The sequence below is a fragment of the Aldersonia sp. NBC_00410 genome (assembly GCF_026342035.1).
GTDB lineage: Bacteria > Actinomycetota > Actinomycetes > Mycobacteriales > Mycobacteriaceae > Aldersonia.
The window spans coordinates 1-19,066 of the sequence record NZ_JAPENM010000008.1 but is presented as its reverse complement, the minus strand read 5'-3'; the positions used below and the strand labels follow the sequence as shown (position 1 = coordinate 19,066).

Genomic DNA, 19,066 nt, shown 5'->3' with positions numbered 1-19,066 from the left:
GTCGGCAAGCCGGACACTTGCCGCGTTCGAAGGGATCGTCTTGACTTCCGAGACGATTGTTCTCGTAGAGAAGGTGGATGCGGATATGCCTGTTTCGGTGATCACCGGTGGTGCGGGCGGCATGGGCCTGGCCACGGCGAAGGTAGTAGGCCTAACCCACACAGTTGTGTTGTGCGACGTTCGAGCCGCCAAGCTCGAGACTGCGATCGCGGTGCTGGCCAGCGAAGGAATAGCGGCCACGGCGATCAACTGCGACGTCACGGACCGAAGCGCCGTCACGGCCTTGTTCGAGACAGCAGCGGGTCATGGCCCAATCGCCTCGGTGATCCACACTGCGGGGGTCAGCCCGAGTATGGGGGACGCCGAATACGTGCTGAGGACCAATGCGCTGGGCACACTCCACGTCAACGAGGCCTTCTACCGGATTGCGGGCCAAGGCGCGGCAATTGTCAACGTGGCTTCGATGGCTGCGCATCTGCTACCCGCCGAGATGCTCCCCGAACAACAATTCGCAATTGCGTTCGAGGACGAGGAGCGGTTCGTAGCGGAGCTGTTGGCGGCGTGCGGTGTGGTTGCCGAGGAGTCGCGCTCCAGCATTGCCTACCCGATCAGTAAGGCGTTCGTGAAGTGGTACAGCTCGGCACAGGCCGAGCGGTTCAACGGTCGTGGCCTGCGAATCGTTTCGGTGTCGCCCGGATCGATCGACACCGAAATGGGCAGGCTCGAGGAACAAGCCGGTGCCGGCGCGATGGTGGAGGCCGCGGCAGTTCCGCGTTGGGGCACGGCGGAAGAAATGGCGGATCTGCTGGCGTTCTGCGCCAGCGACAAAGCCGCCTACCTCACGGGTACGGACATCCTCAACGATGGTGGCGTCATCGCGTCGCTCGAGCAGCGGGCCGCGATAGCCGCCATCACGCAGCTGACCTGACCGCCTCCGGCGAGCGAATATCCGCTGGTCTGCGATCGAATCGCCCGGTCAGCGGCGCGGGGTTTCTCACGCAAGGGCACCCTTACTGGAATGCACGAAATAATTCCGTCACACTTGTGTTGTGAAAACCGTGGGCTCGACGCAGACGATGCGGACCGGAGCGGGTGGCGACGCCGCGCTCTCGGGCTCGTCTGCGCAGGTCGCGGGTGACGGGCAGACCCGTGCCGCGGTCGTACGGCTGCTGCTGGAGGAAGGCCCGATCACTGCGACGGCGATCGGTACGAACCTCGGACTGAGCGCCGCGGGTGTGCGTCGCCACCTCGACGCCCTTATCGAAGCAGGTCAGGCGCGCGCGTTGCGGCCCGCTGCCTGGCAGCACAAGGGGCGCGGACGCCCCGCCAAGCAGTATCAGCTCACCGCCGCCGGCCGCGGGCGGCTCGGGCACACCTACGACGATCTGGCCAGTGCCGCGATGCGGCAGCTGCGCGAGGTCGGCGGCGACGCGGCGATCAGGGACTTCGCCCGCAAGCGGGTGCAGGCCGTCGTCGCGGATATCGACCCCGTTGCCGAGGACGGCAGTGAGTCGACCACGGACAAGGCCGCCGAGATCGCGGACGCGTTCACCTCGGCCGGCTTCGCTGCGTCCACCCGCAAGGTCGGCAACGGTGTCCAGCTGTGCCAGCATCATTGCCCCGTCTCGCACGTCGCCGAAGAATTCCCGGAGCTGTGCGAGGCGGAGATGGACGCGTTCCGCGAGTTGCTCGGCACTCACGTCCAACGTTTGGCGACGATCGCGAACGGCAACGACGCCTGTACGACCAACGTGCCGCTCATCCCGGTGCAGAGCACCAAACCCAGCAATACAAAGGACCGTGCACAGCCCGCATCGGCCCACGAGACTCCGGAAGGAGTGCGATGACTGTCGCAGATCAGGTGACACCACCGTTGACCCAAGAGGAGACGATCGCCTCCCTCGGGAAGTACGGCTACGGGTGGGCCGACTCCGACGTGGCCGGCGCGAGCGCGCAGCGTGGCCTGTCCGAGGCGGTTGTCCGCGACATCTCGTCGAAGAAGAGCGAGCAGGAGTGGATGCTCGAGACGCGGCTCAAGGCGCTGCGGATCTTCGATCGCAAGCCGATGCCGAACTGGGGCAGCAACCTCGATGGCATCGACTTCGACAACATCAAGTACTTCGTGCGCTCCAGTGAGAAGCAGGCCGCCACCTGGGACGACCTGCCCGAGGACATCAAGAACACCTACGACAAGCTCGGCATCCCCGAGGCGGAGAAGCAGCGCCTGGTGTCCGGCGTCGCCGCGCAGTACGAGTCCGAGGTGGTCTACCACTCCATCCGCGAGGACCTCGAGGCGCAGGGCGTCATCTTCCTCGACACCGATACCGCGCTCAAGGAGCACCCGGAGCTCTTCCAGGAGTACTTCGGCACGGTCATCCCCGCCGGTGACAACAAGTTCTCCGCGCTGAACACGGCTGTGTGGTCGGGTGGCTCGTTCATTTACGTGCCGCCGGGCGTGCATGTCGACATCCCGCTGCAGGCTTACTTCCGGATCAACACCGAGAACATGGGCCAGTTCGAGCGGACGCTGATCATCGTCGATGAGGGTGCCTACGTGCACTACGTCGAGGGCTGCACGGCGCCGATCTACAAGTCCGACTCGCTGCACTCCGCGGTGGTCGAGATCATCGTGAAGAAGGGCGGCCGCTGCCGCTACACGACGATCCAGAACTGGTCGAACAACGTCTACAACTTGGTCACCAAGCGCGCCAAGGCCGAAGCGGGCGCGACTATGGAGTGGATCGACGGCAACATCGGTTCCAAGGTCACCATGAAGTACCCGGCCGTCTGGATGATGGGCGAGCACGCGCACGGCGAAGTGCTCTCGATCGCGTTCGCCGGCGAGGGTCAGCACCAGGACACCGGCGCGAAGATGCTGCACCTGGCACCGAACACCTCCTCGACCATCGTGAGCAAGTCGGTCGCGCGCGGCGGAGGCCGGGCCTCCTACCGCGGCCTCGTGCAGATCAACAAGGGCGCACACGGCTCGCGGTCCACGGTGAAGTGCGATGCGCTGCTCGTCGACACGATCAGCCGCAGCGATACCTATCCCTACGTCGACATCCGCGAGGACGACGTGACGATGGGGCATGAGGCGACCGTGTCCAAGGTCAGCGACGATCAGCTGTTCTACCTGATGAGCCGCGGCCTTTCCGAGGACGAGGCGATGGCGATGGTGGTGCGCGGATTCGTCGAGCCGATCGCCAGGGAACTGCCGATGGAGTACGCGCTCGAGCTGAACCGGCTGATCGAGCTGCAGATGGAAGGGGCCGTCGGCTAAATGAGTTCCGTCGAAAACGTGGCCGTGGCGGGCGAAGCCCGCACGCCCGCGGCAAATCCGCAGGCGGTGCCTGCCAAGAACAAGGGCGAGGTCTTCACCTCGTTCGATGTCAACGCCTTCGAGGTGCCCTCGGGGCGCGACGAGGCGTGGCGCTTCACCCCGCTACGGCGGCTGCACGGCCTGCATGACGGCAGCGCGACCGCCGACGGCACCGCGGTCGTGACCGTCGACGACGTCGAAGGTGTGGCGATCGAGACCGTCGGACGTGCCGACCGCCGTCTCGGTTCGGCAGGCACGCCGGCGGACCGCGTTGCCGCCCAGGCGTATTCGTCGTTCGAGCAGGCCACCATCGTGTCGGTCGGCAACGAGGTCGAGGTCGCCGAGACGGTGCACCTGCGCATCGACGGGCCGGGCGAGGGCAAGACCGCGTTCGGGCACCTTCAGGTCCGGCTGGGCAACTTCGCCAAGGTGACGGTGGTAATCGATCAGCGCGGCAGCGGAACCTACGGCGAGAACGTCGAATTCGTGCTCGGCGACAGCGCGGCGTTGACCGTGATCGCGGTGCAGGACTGGGCCGATGACGCTGTGCACACCACTGCGCACCACGCCCGCCTCGGCCGTGACGCGGTGCTGCGGCATACAAACGTCACGCTCGGCGGTGACCTGGTTCGGCTCACCGCCACCGTGAAGTACGACGGTCCCGGCGGCGACGCGGAACTGCTCGGCCTGTATTTCGCCGACGACGGCCAGCACTTCGAGCAGCGCCTGCTCGTGGACCATGCGCAGCCGCGCTGCAAGTCGAGCGTCGCCTACCGCGGCGCATTGCAGGGCGATCCGCACTCGAAGAAGCCCGATGCGCACACCGTGTGGGTCGGCGACGTGCTGATCCGCGCCGAAGCCGAGGGCACCGACACCTACGAGGTGAATCGCAATCTGGTGCTCACCGACGGCGCGCGCGCCGATTCGGTGCCGAACCTGGAGATCGAGACCGGTGAGATCGTCGGCGCCGGCCATGCCAGCGCCACCGGGCGTTTCGACGACGAGCAGCTGTTCTACCTGCGCGCGCGCGGAATTCCCGAGGACCAGGCGCGACGCCTGGTGGTGCGCGGCTTCTTCCACGAGATCATCGCCAGGATCGGTGTTCCCGAGATCCGCGAGCGGCTGTCCGCCGCGATCGAGGACGAACTCGCCGCCATCGGCGTGTAGACCATTCGACTTACCGAAATTTAACGAGGAATCGCTGATGACAACGCTGGAAATCAAGGACCTGCACGTCGAGGTCGCCAACCCGGATCAGGGCGGCGAGCCGATCCGCATTCTCAAGGGTGTCGACCTGACGGTCCGCTCGGGTGAGACGCACGCGATCATGGGCCCCAATGGCTCCGGCAAGTCGACGCTGTCCTACGCGATCGCCGGCCACCCCAAGTACACCGTCACGTCGGGCTCGATCACCCTCGACGGCGAGAACGTGCTCGACATGAGCGTGGACGAGCGGGCTCGCGCCGGACTGTTCCTGGCCATGCAGTACCCGGTCGAGGTGCCCGGCGTCTCGACGTCGAACTTCCTGCGCACCGCTGTGACCGCCGTCCGCGGTGAGGCGCCGAAGCTGCGGCACTGGGTCAAGGAGGTCAAGACCTCGATGGGCGAGCTCGAGATCGACCCGGCATTCGCCGAGCGCAGCGTGAACGAGGGCTTCTCCGGTGGTGAGAAGAAGCGCCACGAGATCCTGCAGCTCGGGCTGCTCAAGCCGAAGATCGCGATCCTCGACGAGACCGATTCCGGCCTGGACGTCGACGCGCTGCGCATCGTCTCCGAAGGCGTCAATCGCTACAAGGAGCGCGGCTGGGCCGATGGCTCCGGCGAGCCTACGCGCGGCGGGCTGCTGCTGATCACGCACTACACCCGCATCCTGCGCTACATCGCGCCGGATCACGTGCACGTGTTCGTGGGCGGCCGGATCGTCGAGTCCGGCGGCAGCGAGCTCGCCGACGAGCTCGACGCGAACGGCTATGACCGCTTTACGGCCGGTGCGACGCAGTCGCGGGAAATCGGCACAGCGGCTACTGCTGGAGCGTGAGCATGACGGCCCTCGAGACGCATGAGATCACCGGGCTGGATGTTGCCACGATCAGGGCCGACTTTCCGATCCTGAGCCGGACGGTCCGCGACGGTAAGCCGTTGGTGTACCTGGACTCCGGCGCAACCTCGCAGCGCCCGGTCCAGGTGCTCGACGCCGAGCGCGAGTTCCTGGTGACGCACAACGCCGCCGTGCACCGCGGTGCGCATCAGTTGGCCGAGGAGGCCACCGATGCGTACGAGGATGCGCGGGTCGCGATCGCCTCGTTCGTCGGTGCCGTGGCCGAGGAACTGGTGTTCACCAAGAACGCCACCGAGTCGCTGAACCTGGTGACCTACTCGTTCGCCGACGACCGCTCGCCGTTTCACCTCGGACCGGGCGACGAGATCGTCATCACCGAGCTGGAGCATCACGCGAATCTGGTGCCGTGGCAGGAACTTGCGCGGCGTACCGGCGCCACCCTGAAGTGGTACGGCGTCACCGATGAGGGCCGAATCGATCTCGATTCGCTGGAACTCACCAACGCTGTCAAGGTTGTGGCGTTCACGCACCAGTCCAATGTCACGGGAGCGGTCGCTCCGGTGGACGAGTTGGTCCGGCGCGCCCGCGCCGTGGGTGCACTGGTCGTCCTCGACGCGTGCCAGTCGGTGCCGCATATGCCGGTCGACTTCCATGCGCTCGATGTGGATTTCGCTGCGTTCTCCGGGCACAAGATGCTCGGCCCGTCCGGTGTCGGTGTGCTGTACGGCAAGCGTGAGCTGCTGAACCAGTTGCCGCCCTTCATCACCGGCGGCTCGATGATCGAGACCGTGACGATGGAGGCCACCACCTACGCGGCCCCGCCTCAGCGTTTCGAGGCCGGCGTTCCGATGACCTCGCAGGTGGTCGGGCTCGGCGCCGCAGTGCGCTACCTCGAGGCGATCGGCATGGAAAATGTTGCGGCACATGAGCATGCGCTTGTTTCCAAGGCGCTGACCGAACTGGGTGCGATCGACGGCGTCCGGATAGTCGGTCCGACCGTAAACGAGCAGCGCGGGGGAGCGGTGTCCTTCCTCGTGGACGGAATCCACGCCCACGACCTCGGCCAGATCCTCGACGACGAGGGCGTCGCGATCCGCGTCGGGCATCACTGCGCGTGGCCGCTGCATCGCCGGTTCGGTGTCGCGGCGAGCGCGCGCGCCTCGTTCGCGGTGTACAACACACTCGACGAGGTGGATGCGCTCGCCGCTGCCGTGCGTCGGGCCAAGGAATTTTTCGGAGTGAGCGCAGCGAACGACCATCGGGCCGGGGCCTGATATGCGAATGGAACAGATGTACCAGGAAGTGATCCTGGACCACTACAAACACCCGCACAACCGTGGTCTGCGCGACCCGTTCGGCGCCGAGGTGCAGCACGTGAACCCGACGTGTGGCGACGAAGTCACGCTGCGGGTGCATATCGACGCCGACGGGAATGTCGCGGACGTGTCCTACGACGGGCAGGGCTGCTCGATCAGCCAGGCGTCGACGTCCGTGCTCACCGACCAGGTGATCGGACTGCCCGTGCAGCAGGCGCTGAAGGTTGTCGATTCGTTCAACGAGATGATCGGCAGTCGCGGTACCGTCGAAGGCGACGAGGACGTTATCGGTGACGGCATTGCCTTCGTGGGTGTGTCGAAGTATCCCGCGCGCGTGAAGTGCGCGTTGCTGGGCTGGATGGCGTTCAAGGACGCTGTCGTCCGGATTCAAGATCAGGAGGCATCATGACCGAGGTCGATTCCGGGACTCCCGAGTCCGCAACCACCGAGTCCGCGAGCACCGTGCCGACTCAGCTGATCGAGGATCTCGAGGAGGCGATGCGCGACGTCGTCGACCCCGAACTCGGCATCAATGTCGTCGATCTCGGCTTGGTCTACGGCATCACCGTCGAGGACGACGAGGCGACCGCGGTGATCGACATGACACTCACCTCGGCGGCCTGCCCGCTGACCGACGTCATCGAGGACCAGTCCCGCAACGCGCTCGTCAAGAGTGGCTTGGTGAGCGAGCTGAAGATCAACTGGGTCTGGATGCCGCCGTGGGGCCCGGACAAGATCACCGAGGACGGCCGCGAGCAGCTGCGGGCACTCGGCTTCACCGTCTGACCAAATCCTCGAATAGTCCACCGAGCGGGGCGCCACACATGCGGTGTGGCGCCCCCGCTCTACACTCGCGGTCAAGTAAGTTAACCAAGATTCTCACCGTGCCGCCTCCGTGGCGACGAGACCTGGGGGTGTGGGTGGAGACGCAAGCGCGCGCGGCGGTACTAACCGGGTACGGCGAGCCGCTGGTGATTCGGCAGATCGAGATCGGTGATCTGCACGAGCACGAGATCCTGGTCCGTATTGCCGGAGTCGGCATCTGTCACACCGACTTCACGGCCGCCGCAGGTGGCGTCCCCGTCCCGGTTCCCGCCGTCCTCGGCCACGAGGGCGCCGGAGTGGTCGAGGCGGTCGGCACGGGTGTCGAGCGATTGAAGCCCGGCGATCACGTGGTGCTGAGTTACTCGGCGTGCCGCTCGTGCCGAAACTGCCGGTCGGGCCATCCCGCCTACTGTGCACATTTTGCGCCGCGGAACTATGCCGGGCGCCGTGCGGACGGCAGTACGACGCTGCGCCTCGACGGAGCGGATTTGCACGGCAACTGGTTCGGGCAATCGTCGATGGCGACCCACGCGGTCGTCGACGCCGGTGACGCCGTCCTGGTTGCGGACGATCTGCCGATCGAACTGCTCGGCCCGCTCGGCTGTGGAATCCAGACCGGCGCGGGTGCGGTGCTGCGGGTTTTGCGGCCGCGCGCGGGGTCGTCGATCGTGGTGTTCGGTGCCGGCGCGGTTGGGCTCGGCGCGGTGCTTGCCGCGGTCGTCGCCGGCTGCGCGCAGATCGTCGTCGTCGACCCGGTGGGCGCACGGCGCGACCTCGCGCTGAGTCTCGGCGCCACCGATGCGGTGGATGGTGCGGACGCCGACCTCGCCCGGCAGTTGCGCAAATTGACCGGCGGAGGTGCCGACCACAGTGTGGATACCGTCAGCTCCGAAACCGTTCTCGGCACCGCGGTTTCGGTGCTGCGCTCCCCGGGCAGCTGCGCCACGCTCGGGCTGCGCGGCCAACGCAACCCCGTCACGCTCGACCAGTCCGCGCTGCTGATGGGGCGCAGCGTCACCGGCGTCATCGAGGGCGACGTCGACCCGCAGGTGTTCATTCCGGAACTGATCGCACTCTGGCAGGCCGGCCGCTTCCCGTTCGACAGGCTGGTCACGACGTTTCCGTTCGACGAGCTGGAGAACGCCCTCGCGGCCGCTCGGGACGGCACGGTCGCGAAAGCGGTCCTGACCTTCTGACGCACGTGCGGAACGCCGCTAGCCTCGAACTGTGGACGGCTACGAGTCCCACGTCGAGCGCCTGATCCGGGAGGCGACCGAGCGCGGCGAATTCGACAACCTGCCCGGCAAGGGCAAGCCGTTGCACCTGCCCGATACCGACGACCCGAACTGGTGGATCAAACGCAAGCTCGAACAGGACGGTCTCGACCCGATCTCGGCGTTGCCGCCGACCCTGCAGTTGCGCAAGGAGGGCGACGGCTTCCCGGACTCGCTACAGCACATTCGTGACGAACGTGCTGTGCGCGACGTGCTCGAAGATTTCAACCGGCGGGTCAAACTCGACCATCTCGCGCCGAAGTTCGGCCCGCCCATCCGGGTGATCGCGTATACGGTCGACGTCGAGCAGATGGTGCGACAGTGGCGGCGGATGCGGCGTCGCCGAACGTCCGACCGATCCGGGGGTACCAGCAGGGTCCGCTAGGTGGGCTCGGTGTCCGGGCGGGACCGCTTGTAGTCGCCGAAGATCTCGTCGCGTTCCCGCACTGCCTCCCGGAAACCCACTGTTGCCGAACGCATCTGGAAGGCGTAACCCTCGCGGGTGTGCCGGGACACGCCGTCGAACACTGTGCTCACCATGGTCGAGTTCGCGATGCCCTGGCTGAGCAGCGCACTATTGAGCGCCAGCTTCACCATCATCAACTGATTGATTGGTAGCCGCGCGATACGGGCCACCAATTCCTCTGTGCGCGATTCGAGTTCCTCGGCCGGTGGCGCCTCGATCACGAGTCCCCACTGTTCGGCCTGCGCGCCGCTGATGCTGTCGCCGGTGAGCAGCATCCGCTTTGCGCGCTGGTCACCGAGTCGGTGCGCCCACATTCCTGCGGCGGGTACTCCCCACACCCGGGTCGGGGGATAGCCGATCTTGGTGTCCGCGGCGGCGATGATCTGATCGCAGTACAGCGCGATGTCGGTGCCGCCGGCAACGCAGAACCCGTGCAGTTTCGCCACCGTCGGCTTGTTCGCGTGCAACAACGCCGAGAAGCCCTTGTTGAACCGGCTCATCATTGCGTAGTCGACCATCGGATCCCAGTTCGCGAACGGATTGTGGTTGCGCGCCTGCACCATCGGGTCGAGAACGGTGCCGCGCCGGGTGTCGGGGCGGCCCGCTTCGTCGTCCAGATTCTCCGCGAAGATGCCCAAGTCGTAACCGCCGCAGAAGCCCTTGCCGCGCCCCGAGAGCAGGATGACGTGGACATGCGGGTCCAGATCGGCGCGCTCGACCGCGGCGGCCAATTCGACCGGCGTATCCGCGGTGATCGCGTTCCCGTGTGCGGGTCGGTTGAAGGTAATCCGCGCGACCCGACCGGTGACCTCGTAGGTCAGCGTCCGATACTCCGGTTCCTCCGCTGCGGCCTCGCGGCCCTCGAACTTGCTGTCCCGACCGTCGGTCCAGCCGTCACGCCACGCTGCGGGCCGGTTGCCGTTCGCTGGATCGAAATCGCTCATGAGTGCGCCTTCGGTTGGCCGTCGCCTGTGCGAGGCCCATTCTTGCCCCGTCGGCGCGGTCCGGGGCGGCTTTCGGCTCGTTATCGGGTCGGGCGTCGGTCATGCTCCGGCGGGCTTGCCGGGTTCGGTGTCCCGGCTCACGTCGCCGTGGACACTCGTCGTTTCGTTCTCCGCGAACCAGCCGTGATTCGCTTTTCTACTCGATCCGCGCGATGACCGAGCCCTGCCGCACCTCCGCACCTTCGTCGACGGCGAGGGTGATCGTCCCGGCGGCCGGCGCAACCACCTCGGTGTCCACCTTGTCCATGGCAACCTCGGCGATCAGTTGATCGGCCCGTACCTGCTCGCCGGATTCGACGAACCACGTCGACAGCACGCCGGTCGCGTCCGCCTCCTCCGACATCGCCGGGAAGGTCACCTCGCTCATCGCCGCATCACGCTGCGCACCGCGTCCTCGATGCGCGCCGGCGTCGGCAACACCGCGTATTCGAGATCGCGCGCATACGGAATCGGCACGTCCGGCACACAGACCCGCTCGACCGCGTGCAGCGCGCCCGGGTCGCGCTCGACCACCGACGCGATCACCTCGCCGGACAAGCCGAAGGACTGATAGTCCTCGTCCACGACGACGAGTCGGCCGGTCTTGGCCACCGACGCGGAGATGGTTTCGCGATCGAGCGGGACGACGCTGCGCAGATCGACGACCTCGACATCGATTCCGTCGTCGACGAGCTTGTCGGCAACGTCGAGGCTGTGGTGCACACCGAGCGACAGGGTCACGACTGTGACGTCACTGCCCTCCCGGCAAACGTTGGCGCTGCCGATCGGCACCTCGTAGGGCTGCTCCGGCACCGCCGCGATCGACCGGCGGTTCTTCTTCATCCACGGCAGGCCCATGACGCCCTTGTGGAACAGGTAGATCACCGGATCGTCGGACCGGATCGCCGCGGTCATCAGGCCCTTCGCGTCGTACGGGGTGGACGGGACGACCACCTTCATGCCGGGCAGGTGCGCGAAGGTGCCCCAGAGGCACTGCGAATGCTGCGCGCCATCGGAGTATCCGCCACCGACCGCGCTCATCAGCACCATCGGCACCCGCACGTTGCCGCCGGACTCGAAGTGGATCTTCGCCATGTGGTTGTAGATCTGGTCCATGCAGACGCCGAAGAAGTCGACGAACATCAGTTCCACGATCGGCCGCATGCCTTCGACCGCGGCCCCGATGCCGAGGCCGATGAAGGCGGTTTCGGAAATAGGCGTGTCCAGAACGCGATTCGGGCCGAATTCGTCGAGCAGCCCGGTGGTCGAGGAGAAGATGCCGCCATAGCCGCCGACATCCTCGCCCATCACAAAGACCGAGTCGTCGGCCGACATCTGTTGGGAGATGCCCTCCACCATGGCTTTTGCGGTGCTCAGCCGCCGGGTGCCGGGGTCCGGCTCCTGCGGGAGCTCGTGGGCGGCCGCCGGGGTCGTCGGTGTCGCGGTCATGGCTCAGGCTCCTTCCACGAAGACGTATCGGGTGGCTTCGGCGGGATCCGGTCCAGGTGAGTTCTTCGCGAACGACACCGCGTCCTCGACCCGTTCGGACGCGGATGCCGACATCACGGCGATGTCTTCCTCGGCGACCACACCCGTGTCGATCAGCCGCGCGCGGTACTGCGGGATCGGATCCTGTTCGGACGCGGTCGATGCATCACTGCGATACCCCTGGGCGTCGCCCTCGAAATGCCCCCACAGCCGCAGGGTGTGGATCTCGAGCAGGCTCGGTCCGCCGCCCGTGCGCGCGAGTGCCACTGCTTCCGCCGCCGCTGCATGCACCGCTTCGACATCGTTGCCCTCCACTCGTGTGCCGGGCATGCCGTATGCCGACGCCCGGTCCGCGTTCGACTTCAGGGCGGTCGACGCATCCCGTGGCACCGAAATGGCCCAGTCGTTGTCCTCGACTACGAACACCACCGGCAGTTGCCACAGCGCCGCGAGATTGAGCGACTCGTGGAATGCGCCCTGATTCGCCGCGCCCTCGCCGGTCACCGCGACCGCGATGTTGCGGGTGCCACGCTGCTTGAACGCGAACGCCTGGCCCAGCGCCGGCGGCAGGCCCTCGGCGATGATTCCGGAGCACGAGAAATGCGTCGCCGGATCGAAAAGGTGCATGTGTCCGCCGCGACCACGGCCGAGCCCCGACTCGCGGCCGAAGATCTCGGCGGCGAGCGCACGCAGGTCCATGCCGTGCGCGATCGCGACATGATGCGGGCGATGCGTCGCGGTCACGGCGTCGTCGGTGGTCAGGTTCGCGCACACGCCGGCCGCGACCGGTTCCTGGCCTGCGGACAGGTGCATTTCGCCGGGGACCGCGCCCGCCCCGATGTCGAACGCCGGCCTCTTGTCTGCGTGGTACTCCCGCAGGATTGCTTCTTCGAAGGTTCGGATCAGGATCATCGTGCGCAGGAGTTCGCGCCGATCCTCACCGGTGAGTTCTGCCATGGTCACACTCCACCCAATTGGAGGCTTCGCCTCGCGTCCAATCGGAGGCATTCGCCTCGACCGATGCGGCCGGGTGCAGCGATGGCAAACAGGGGAGCCGACGCCGCCTCCCGCGGCCGACCATACGCCGGGTAGCGGTGGCGGAGGTGCGAAATCCGGCGCGCTGACCTATTCCACGCGCCGCGTGCGGCTATTCCACGGCGGCCTTGATTCGCTCCAGCGTCTCGCGCATGTTTGCGCGGTTCGTCTTCCCGCGGCGCCTACCCGCGAGCGCCCAGTACAGCCGCAGCGGAATCGAATTCTCCAACGCGAACGACTCGGTGACCCGGGTGCCGTCGGCGGTCGGTTCGAACTCGTAACGCCAGGTGTTGATCGGCATTTTCCGTGGCCCGAGCACGGTGAAGGCGAAGCTGCGCCCCGGCTCGCATTCGATGATCCGACAGACGGTGGCGTATTTGAGGCCCCACCCGTTGCGATCGACGTGCCGCGGAATTTGACACCGACAGCGGGAGCCGTTGCCCCGCCCAACCATTCGGCCCCGTAGGTCTCGACACCGAACTTACCGGTGTTGGTCACGTCGCTGACCAGCGCCCAGATCCGGTCGGCGGGTGCGGCCATGTCGACGGTGACGGAATCGTGCATGCGGCGAGGGTACGCCAGTGCGCGCTCGGGCCTGGGCGCGCTATTCTCGCGCCGAGAGCCGCAGGAGGTCCTACATCGTGCTCGAGCATCCCAGTCCCGCGCCCACCCGCCGTTCGCTGCACGGTGTTGCCGAGCTACTGATCGCCGGACCGCAGTACCGGGCGAGCGGAACGATTCGCCTCACCCCGACGTCGAGTGGATTCGCCGGGGTCGCGCTGCCCGTCGGTATCGAGGGCACAGAGTTGGTGTGGTCGCACGGGCGGGCACCGTTGCATGGCCGGACCTGTACCGAACTCGGTGCGCTCGCCGGACTCGAGGCCGGGCGGCCGGCGGACCTCTACGCCGATCACTCCGGGGTGGCGCTCGATGAGCCGCTCGTCGTCGATGCCGCTGCTGCCACTCGGCTGCTGGAGTGGTACAGCTTGGGGGACAGTGCATTACGTCGATTCATGCCGGATCAGACGCCCGTGCTGTGGCCCGAACACTTCGACCTCGGTATCGCGGCGGGCGAGGTCAACTACGGCGTATCGCTCGGCGACGGTTTCCACGATCAGCCGTATGCGTATGTCGCTCCGTTCGAGCCGCGCACCGGCGCGTTCTGGAATGCGCCGTTCGGTGCCGCCCGCGGAATCGATGACGCGCCGACTGTGGCTGCGATCGCGGCATTCTTCGCCGAAGGGCGCGCGAAAGCCGAATAACGACGGGGTCTGCGGCGCACACTTTTGCCCATGACCTCCTCGAACGAACCCCCGCCGCCCGGCGACTACAGCGATCTTCGTGCCCTGTTCATCAATTGCACACTGAAAAGATCTCCCGAACCCAGCCACACCCAGGGCTTGGTGGACATCAGCACCCGAATAATGCAGGCGCACGGTATCGCGGTGGAGGCCGTGCGCGCCGTCGATCACGACATCGCAACCGGCGTCTGGCCCGACATGCGTCAACACGGCTGGGCAACCGATGATTGGCCGGCCATCTTCGAAAAGGTCCTCGCGGCAGACATTCTCGTCCTGGCCGGACCGATCTGGTTGGGCGACAACAGCTCGGTGATGAAGCAGGTTCACGAACGGTTGTACGGCGGGTCGCATCTACTCAACGACGCGGGCCAGTATCTGTACTACGGCCGCGTCGGCGGCTGCCTGATCACCGGCAACGAGGACGGCATCAAACACTGCGCGCAGAACGTGCTCTACACCCTGCAGCACATCGGCTACACGATCCCGCCGCAGGCGGATGCCGGGTGGATCGGCGAGGCCGGACCGGGTCCGTCCTATCTGGACCCGGGATCGGGTGGGCCGGAGAACGACTTCACCAATCGCAACACCACGTTCATGACGTGGAACCTGATTCACCTCGCCCGCATGCTGAAGGACGCCGGGGGCGTACCGGTGTACGGCAACGTGCGCTCGGGCTGGGACGCGGGCTGCCGCTACGACTTCGCGAACCCCGACTACCGCTGAGCCCGGTGCTCGTCAGGCACCCTTGCGTTCCCGGGTGGACGGCGACTTCTTTGCGGCGGACTTCTTCGCGGTAGCTTTCTTTGCGGTCGACTTCGCCGCGGACTTCTTCGCCGGAGCCTTGCGCGGCGCGGATTTCTTCGGCTCGGATCCGACGTTGGCGCCCGCGGCCTCGACGCTGCGTTTCAGCGCCGCCACGAGGTCGACGACCTCCGCGTCCTCGCTCTCCTCGGTGGGCGACTCGACGTGCACCACCTTGCCGTCGCCGGCGGCGATGGTGTCCTCGAGCATTTTCCGCAACTCGATCTGGTACTCGTCGGTGTACTCGGTCGGATCGAAATCGCCGGACATGCTCTCCACGAGCGTCTCGGCCATCTTGATCTCCTGCGGCCGCGGATTGGAGACATCTTCCAGCGACTCGAATTCCGCCGCCCGAACCTCGTCGGGCCACAGCAACGTCTGCAGGACCAGAACGCCCTCGCGCACCCGCAGGGCCGCGAGTCGAGTCTTCTGCCGCAGAGTGAAGTGCACCAGCGCGGTCTGGTCGATCTTCTCCAGCGTCTTGGCGAGCAGCACGTACGCCTTCGGCGTCGTCGAATCCGGCTCCAGGTAGTAACTGCGATCCAGCAGGATCGGATCGATCTGCTCGGACGGAACGAACTGCAATACCGGGATCTCGTGCTTCTCCGCCGCGGGCAGTTTCGCGAAGTCCTCGTCGGTCAGGATCACCCGGTCACCTTCGGGCGAGTCGTAGGCCTTGTCGATGTCCGCGAACTGCACCGACTGCCCGCAGACCGTGCACACCCGGTCGTACTTGATCCGGCCGCCATCCTTGGCGTGCACCTGATGGAAGCGGATGTCGTGGTCCTCGGTCGCCGTATAGACCTTGACCGGCACGTTGACCAGCCCGAAGGCGATGGATCCCTTCCATATCGATCTCATACCTTCATGATGATCGAATTCGGGCATTCTGGCGACCAAAAGCCGAGCGCAACATCGTCGAGCGGATCGGCGCCGGGCATCGAACGAGCATGCTCGCCATCGCCGCCGCTGTGCCGGGCGCGTCGAGCCGGCCGGACAGGTACGCGCGTTGCAGCCGGTCGGGCAGAGCGAAGAAGGCGGCGAAAAACGGCACGATCTGTTCCGGCGGTGCGGTCAGCAACGTGCGCAGGCCGGTCGCGCGCATCGCCGCCACGGCTCGGGCGCGCAGCGGCCACAGCGCGGCGGTGAGGTCGTCACCGTGTGCGATTGTCGCCGCGGCGAGATCGGCTGCCGCCAGCGAAGACGCGACGCTGTAACCGGTGCACGGATGCATCAATCCGCCCCGTGCACCGAAGGCAGGCACACCGGGCAGGCCGGCCGGGGACTCGACCGCAAAGCGCACCCGTTCGACCGTCTCGTCGCCGCCCGGCGTGAGGCCGCGCGCGCTCAGCCGGGTGCGCAGTCGGTCGCGCAGTACGCCGAGTTCGAGCGCGGGACGGCCGACCAGGCAGGTTTCCTCCAGCAGTACCCGGTCGTCGCCCAGTGGTACCGCGTAGAGGAACGAGCGCGGCGCGTCGGGTGCGCTGCCGTTGTCGGCACGCCAGTCCATGAACAGCGCATCGGCATCGCCCAGCACGGGGTCGGCGGTCGCCGTGTCGACGACCATGCCGAACGCCGTCTGGGTAGCTGCGCCGGCCGCCGCACCGGTGCCGCGTGCATCCACGACGATCCGTGCCGCGACCGTGCCACCGGCGCCGAGTGTGACCAGTCCGGGCGTGAGTTCGGTTGCGCGATCGGCGATCACCTGTGCGCCGTCGAGCACCGTCGCGTTACGAAGTGCCGCGTTGTCGAGCACGCAGTACTGCCTGTCGAGACGGTGCGCAGCATTCGTCCACGCCATCGGCGCAACGGAACTCGCGATCACGGTCGGCGGCAACCACGCGGGTAGTTCATCGGCCCACGCCGCATAAGTTGCGCGCCAAGGCCGTTGCGGATGCGGATCGATCGCGGCCACCCGCAACCCGCGTTCGACGCACCGATGTGCCAGTGCCCGGCCGGCCGGGCCGAGGCCGACGATGGCTACATCCGCCGGCGCGACGGGGACATCGGCGCGCACGGATGCCTACATGCCGCCGGTGGCCAGCAGCCCGCCGTCGACGCGCACCGTCTCGCCGGTGATCCAGGACGCCGCGTCGGAGACCAGGAATCCGACGAGACCTGCGACGTCTTCGGGGGCGCCGAGACGCTTGAGCGGATAGCCGGCCGAAACGGCGTCGTCTCCCGCGGCGTACAGCGCCGAGGCGAATTTCGTCTTCACCACGCCGGGAGCGACGGCATTGACCCGAATCTTCGGGCCGAGCTGCCAGGCCAGTTCCTCGGTGAGCCGGATCAGCGCAGCCTTCGAGGCGCCGTACGCGGCGATCACTCCGGTCGATCGGATACCGGCGACGCTGGCCACGTTGACCACGGCGCCGCCGTGCTCGGCCATCCACGCCCGGTAGGCCTGTTGCACGTAGCCGAGTGCGGCGACAACATTGATGTCGAAGATCTTGCGGACCCCGTCGAGGTCGGCCTCCATAAGCGAGCCGAAAACCGGGTTGATGCCGGTGTTGTTGATCAGGATGTCGAGCGAACCGAATTCGCTCACCGCCAGGTCGACCGCCTCGGCCCGGGAATTTGCGTCACCGGAGTTGCCCGCGAGCGCGACTACCTTGCCGGGGTGGCCGAGCGCGGACAGTTCGGCGGCGGCCTCCTCCAACGGTCCCGGCTTGCGGGCGGTGATCAGCACGTTCGCGCCGCGGCGCAGCAGTTCGGCCGCGATGGCCTGACCGATACCGCGGCTCGCGCCCGTGATGAGTGCCGCCCTGCCGACCAGATTCGATTCGTCGCTCATGAGCCCGAACGTTAGCGGAGTCACCCTCCGGCTCGGTCCGGACCGGCCATGCGCACGGTAAAATCGGTAGTTCGTGTGCGCGCAACGGCGCACACTTGACCCGGGCCTCGAGTCTCACTCGCGCACCGGGGACACCAATCGATGAACGAGGCGAGGAGACGCGCGTGATCACCGCAACCGACCTGGAGGTCCGGGCCGGCGTGCGCACCCTTCTCACGGCTCCCGGATCAGCGCTGCGAGTACAGGCGGGCGACCGGATCGGCCTGGTCGGCCGTAACGGCGCGGGCAAGACGACGACGTTGCGCATCCTCGCCGGCGAGGGCGAGCCCTATGCGGGCGAGGTGATCCGCAGCGGTGATCTCGGCTACCTGCCGCAGGATCCCAAGGAAGGCGACCTCGAGGTTCTCGCGAAGAACCGCGTCCTATCGGCGCGCGGTCTCGACGAGATCATGCGCCGGATGGAGAAGCTGCAAGCCATCATGGCCGAGGCGGTCGACGACGCGGAACGCGACAATGCCGTCCGCAAGTTCGGCAACCTGGAGGACCGCTTCTCATCGCTCGGTGGCTATGTCGCCGAGTCGGAGGCGGCGCGCATCTGCCACAGCCTGGGTCTGCCCGACCGCGTTTTGGAACAGCAACTGCATACGTTGTCCGGCGGTCAGCGCCGGCGTGTCGAACTGGCCCGAATCCTGTTCGCCGCCTCCGACGGGTCCGGTGGCAAGTCGAACACCACGCTGCTGCTCGACGAGCCGACCAACCACCTCGATGCCGACTCCATCACCTGGCTGCGCGGGTTCCTGCAGAGCCATGACGGCGGCCTGGTCGTGATCAGCCACGACGTCGATTTGCTCGCGGACGTCGTCAACAAGGTGTGGTTCCTCGACGCGGTTCGTGGTGAGGCCGACATGTACAACATGGGCTGGCACAAGTACATGGACGCGCGTGCGACCGACGAACAGCGCCGCCGCCGCGAGCGCGCCAACGCCGAGAAGAAGGCCGGCGCCTTGCGGACGCAGGCCGCCAAGCTCGGTGCCAAGGCCACCAAGGCGACCGCCGCGCAGAACATGGCCAAGCGCGCGGACAAGCTGATGAACGACCTCGACGACATTCGCGTCGCCGACAAGGTCGCAAAGATCCGCTTCCCGAACCCGGCGGCGTGCGGCAAGACGCCGCTGATGGCCAAGGAACTCACCAAGGTCTACGGCTCGCTGGAGATCTTCACCGGCGTCGACCTCGCGATCGACCGCGGTAGTCGCGTCGTCATCCTCGGCCTCAATGGTGCGGGCAAGACGACGCTGCTGCGCCTGCTGGCCGGCGTGGAGACGCCCGACCTCGGCCAATTGGAGCCCGGCCACGGGCTGAAGATCGGCTACTTCGCCCAGGAGCACGACACCCTCGACGACAA

At 66.8% G+C, this 19,066-nt stretch carries 20 protein-coding genes and 1 pseudogene; 13 read left to right on the top strand and 8 right to left on the bottom strand.

Annotated features, from left to right (window positions below; genetic code table 11):
* Nucleotides 1-85 precede the first annotated feature (85 nt).
* From OG921_RS18485 to OG921_RS18440, 10 genes are all read left to right on the top strand, one after another.
* Nucleotides 86-928 (top strand): SDR family oxidoreductase, encoded by an 843-nt coding sequence (locus tag OG921_RS18485; RefSeq protein ID WP_266113976.1) that lies wholly within the window; start codon nt 86-88, stop codon nt 926-928.
* Between the two features lie 148 nt (nt 929-1,076).
* Nucleotides 1,077-1,847, top strand: coding sequence for a metalloregulator ArsR/SmtB family transcription factor (locus OG921_RS18480; protein ID WP_266114258.1), 771 nt, complete (start codon nt 1,077-1,079; stop codon nt 1,845-1,847).
* Nucleotides 1,844-3,280: a Fe-S cluster assembly protein SufB gene (sufB, locus tag OG921_RS18475; RefSeq protein ID WP_266113975.1), complete on the top strand. Its 1,437-nt coding sequence runs from the start codon at nt 1,844-1,846 to the stop codon at nt 3,278-3,280. The genes OG921_RS18480 and sufB overlap by 4 nt, the downstream gene beginning before the upstream one ends.
* On the top strand, nt 3,281-4,486 hold the full coding sequence (gene sufD / locus OG921_RS18470; protein WP_266113974.1) for a Fe-S cluster assembly protein SufD: 1,206 nt from the start codon (nt 3,281-3,283) through the stop codon (nt 4,484-4,486). It abuts the gene before it with no gap.
* A 37-nt stretch (nt 4,487-4,523) separates the two neighbouring features.
* A complete protein-coding gene (sufC, locus tag OG921_RS18465; RefSeq protein ID WP_266113973.1) occupies nt 4,524-5,357 on the top strand; it encodes a Fe-S cluster assembly ATPase SufC in 834 nt (277 codons plus the stop codon).
* A gap of 2 nt (nt 5,358-5,359) precedes the next feature.
* Complete coding sequence (locus tag OG921_RS18460) at nt 5,360-6,652, top strand: cysteine desulfurase (RefSeq protein WP_266113972.1); 1,293 nt, start codon at nt 5,360-5,362, stop codon at nt 6,650-6,652.
* Nucleotide 6,653: 1 nt separating this feature from the next.
* Nucleotides 6,654-7,103 carry a Fe-S cluster assembly sulfur transfer protein SufU gene (sufU, locus tag OG921_RS18455; RefSeq protein ID WP_266113971.1) on the top strand — a complete coding sequence of 150 codons (450 nt, stop codon included), beginning with the start codon at nt 6,654-6,656 and terminating at the stop codon, nt 7,101-7,103.
* Nucleotides 7,100-7,480, top strand: coding sequence for a metal-sulfur cluster assembly factor (locus OG921_RS18450; protein ID WP_266113970.1), 381 nt, complete (start codon nt 7,100-7,102; stop codon nt 7,478-7,480). Before sufU ends, OG921_RS18450 begins: the two co-directional genes overlap by 4 nt.
* Before the next feature lie 98 nt (nt 7,481-7,578).
* Nucleotides 7,579-8,715 carry an NAD(P)-dependent alcohol dehydrogenase gene (locus tag OG921_RS18445; RefSeq protein WP_266113969.1) on the top strand — a complete coding sequence of 379 codons (1,137 nt, stop codon included), beginning with the start codon at nt 7,579-7,581 and terminating at the stop codon, nt 8,713-8,715.
* Nucleotides 8,716-8,746: 31 nt separating this feature from the next.
* The gene (locus OG921_RS18440) at nt 8,747-9,178 is read left to right on the top strand and encodes a DUF1992 domain-containing protein (protein ID WP_266113968.1); all 432 of its coding nucleotides are present in this window, start codon (nt 8,747-8,749) and stop codon (nt 9,176-9,178) included.
* On the opposite strand, the gene OG921_RS18435 is transcribed toward OG921_RS18440, so the two are convergent.
* From OG921_RS18435 to OG921_RS18415, 5 genes and pseudogenes are all read right to left on the bottom strand, one after another.
* Entirely contained in the window at nt 9,175-10,203 is a 1,029-nt protein-coding gene (locus OG921_RS18435; RefSeq protein ID WP_266113967.1) for a crotonase/enoyl-CoA hydratase family protein, read from the bottom strand. The two genes, OG921_RS18440 and OG921_RS18435, sit on opposite strands and share 4 nt — an antisense overlap.
* A gap of 196 nt (nt 10,204-10,399) precedes the next feature.
* On the bottom strand, nt 10,400-10,630 hold the full coding sequence (locus OG921_RS18430) for a lipoyl domain-containing protein (protein ID WP_266113966.1): 231 nt from the start codon (nt 10,628-10,630) through the stop codon (nt 10,400-10,402).
* The gene (locus OG921_RS18425; RefSeq protein WP_266113965.1) at nt 10,627-11,691 is read right to left on the bottom strand and encodes an alpha-ketoacid dehydrogenase subunit beta; all 1,065 of its coding nucleotides are present in this window, start codon (nt 11,689-11,691) and stop codon (nt 10,627-10,629) included. The genes OG921_RS18430 and OG921_RS18425 overlap by 4 nt, the downstream gene beginning before the upstream one ends.
* 3 nt (nt 11,692-11,694) lie before the next feature.
* On the bottom strand, nt 11,695-12,687 hold the full coding sequence (locus tag OG921_RS18420; protein WP_266113964.1) for a thiamine pyrophosphate-dependent dehydrogenase E1 component subunit alpha: 993 nt from the start codon (nt 12,685-12,687) through the stop codon (nt 11,695-11,697).
* Between the two features lie 190 nt (nt 12,688-12,877).
* Nucleotides 12,878-13,329, bottom strand: a pseudogene (locus tag OG921_RS18415) (SRPBCC family protein).
* A 77-nt stretch (nt 13,330-13,406) separates the two neighbouring features.
* Between OG921_RS18415 and OG921_RS18410 the strand changes: the two are divergent.
* Nucleotides 13,407-14,027 carry a hypothetical protein gene (locus tag OG921_RS18410; protein ID WP_266113963.1) on the top strand — a complete coding sequence of 207 codons (621 nt, stop codon included), beginning with the start codon at nt 13,407-13,409 and terminating at the stop codon, nt 14,025-14,027.
* A 30-nt stretch (nt 14,028-14,057) separates the two neighbouring features.
* Complete coding sequence (locus OG921_RS18405) at nt 14,058-14,789, top strand: flavodoxin family protein (RefSeq protein ID WP_266113962.1); 732 nt, start codon at nt 14,058-14,060, stop codon at nt 14,787-14,789.
* Between the two features lie 12 nt (nt 14,790-14,801).
* On the opposite strand, the gene OG921_RS18400 is transcribed toward OG921_RS18405, so the two are convergent.
* The 3 genes from OG921_RS18400 to OG921_RS18390 are packed head-to-tail and all read right to left on the bottom strand — an operon-like array spanning nt 14,802 to nt 17,661.
* Nucleotides 14,802-15,728: a Ku protein gene (locus OG921_RS18400; RefSeq protein ID WP_266113961.1), complete on the bottom strand. Its 927-nt coding sequence runs from the start codon at nt 15,726-15,728 to the stop codon at nt 14,802-14,804.
* Between the two features lie 4 nt (nt 15,729-15,732).
* Nucleotides 15,733-16,884, bottom strand: coding sequence for a lycopene cyclase family protein (locus tag OG921_RS18395; RefSeq protein ID WP_266113959.1), 1,152 nt, complete (start codon nt 16,882-16,884; stop codon nt 15,733-15,735).
* A 6-nt stretch (nt 16,885-16,890) separates the two neighbouring features.
* Nucleotides 16,891-17,661, bottom strand: a complete 771-nt coding sequence (locus OG921_RS18390) for an SDR family oxidoreductase (protein ID WP_266113958.1) — start codon at nt 17,659-17,661, stop codon at nt 16,891-16,893.
* Nucleotides 17,662-17,825: 164 nt separating this feature from the next.
* Here OG921_RS18390 and OG921_RS18385 point away from each other — a divergent pair.
* A partial coding sequence (locus tag OG921_RS18385) for an ABC-F family ATP-binding cassette domain-containing protein (RefSeq protein ID WP_266113957.1) occupies nt 17,826-19,066 on the top strand: 1,241 nt, incomplete at its 3' end.

Excerpts from the sequence above, each read along its gene's own strand:
- OG921_RS18430 (WP_266113966.1), bottom strand. The coding sequence starts at position 10,630 with ATGAGCGAGGTGACCTTCCCGGCGATGTCGGAGGAGGCGGACGCGACC.
- OG921_RS18420 (WP_266113964.1), bottom strand. The coding sequence starts at position 12,687 with ATGGCAGAACTCACCGGTGAGGATCGGCGCGAACTCCTGCGCACGATG.
- OG921_RS18390 (WP_266113958.1), bottom strand. The coding sequence starts at position 17,661 with ATGAGCGACGAATCGAATCTGGTCGGCAGGGCGGCACTCATCACGGGC.
- OG921_RS18400 (WP_266113961.1), bottom strand. The coding sequence starts at position 15,728 with ATGAGATCGATATGGAAGGGATCCATCGCCTTCGGGCTGGTCAACGTG.
- OG921_RS18435 (WP_266113967.1), bottom strand. The coding sequence starts at position 10,203 with ATGAGCGATTTCGATCCAGCGAACGGCAACCGGCCCGCAGCGTGGCGT.
- OG921_RS18425 (WP_266113965.1), bottom strand. The coding sequence starts at position 11,691 with ATGACCGCGACACCGACGACCCCGGCGGCCGCCCACGAGCTCCCGCAG.
- OG921_RS18460 (WP_266113972.1), top strand. The coding sequence starts at position 5,360 with ATGACGGCCCTCGAGACGCATGAGATCACCGGGCTGGATGTTGCCACG.
- sufU (WP_266113971.1), top strand. The coding sequence starts at position 6,654 with ATGCGAATGGAACAGATGTACCAGGAAGTGATCCTGGACCACTACAAA.
- OG921_RS18405 (WP_266113962.1), top strand. The coding sequence starts at position 14,058 with ATGACCTCCTCGAACGAACCCCCGCCGCCCGGCGACTACAGCGATCTT.
- OG921_RS18480 (WP_266114258.1), top strand. The coding sequence starts at position 1,077 with ATGCGGACCGGAGCGGGTGGCGACGCCGCGCTCTCGGGCTCGTCTGCG.
- OG921_RS18485 (WP_266113976.1), top strand. The coding sequence starts at position 86 with ATGCCTGTTTCGGTGATCACCGGTGGTGCGGGCGGCATGGGCCTGGCC.
- sufC (WP_266113973.1), top strand. The coding sequence starts at position 4,524 with ATGACAACGCTGGAAATCAAGGACCTGCACGTCGAGGTCGCCAACCCG.
- sufB (WP_266113975.1), top strand. The coding sequence starts at position 1,844 with ATGACTGTCGCAGATCAGGTGACACCACCGTTGACCCAAGAGGAGACG.
- OG921_RS18450 (WP_266113970.1), top strand. The coding sequence starts at position 7,100 with ATGACCGAGGTCGATTCCGGGACTCCCGAGTCCGCAACCACCGAGTCC.
- sufD (WP_266113974.1), top strand. The coding sequence starts at position 3,281 with ATGAGTTCCGTCGAAAACGTGGCCGTGGCGGGCGAAGCCCGCACGCCC.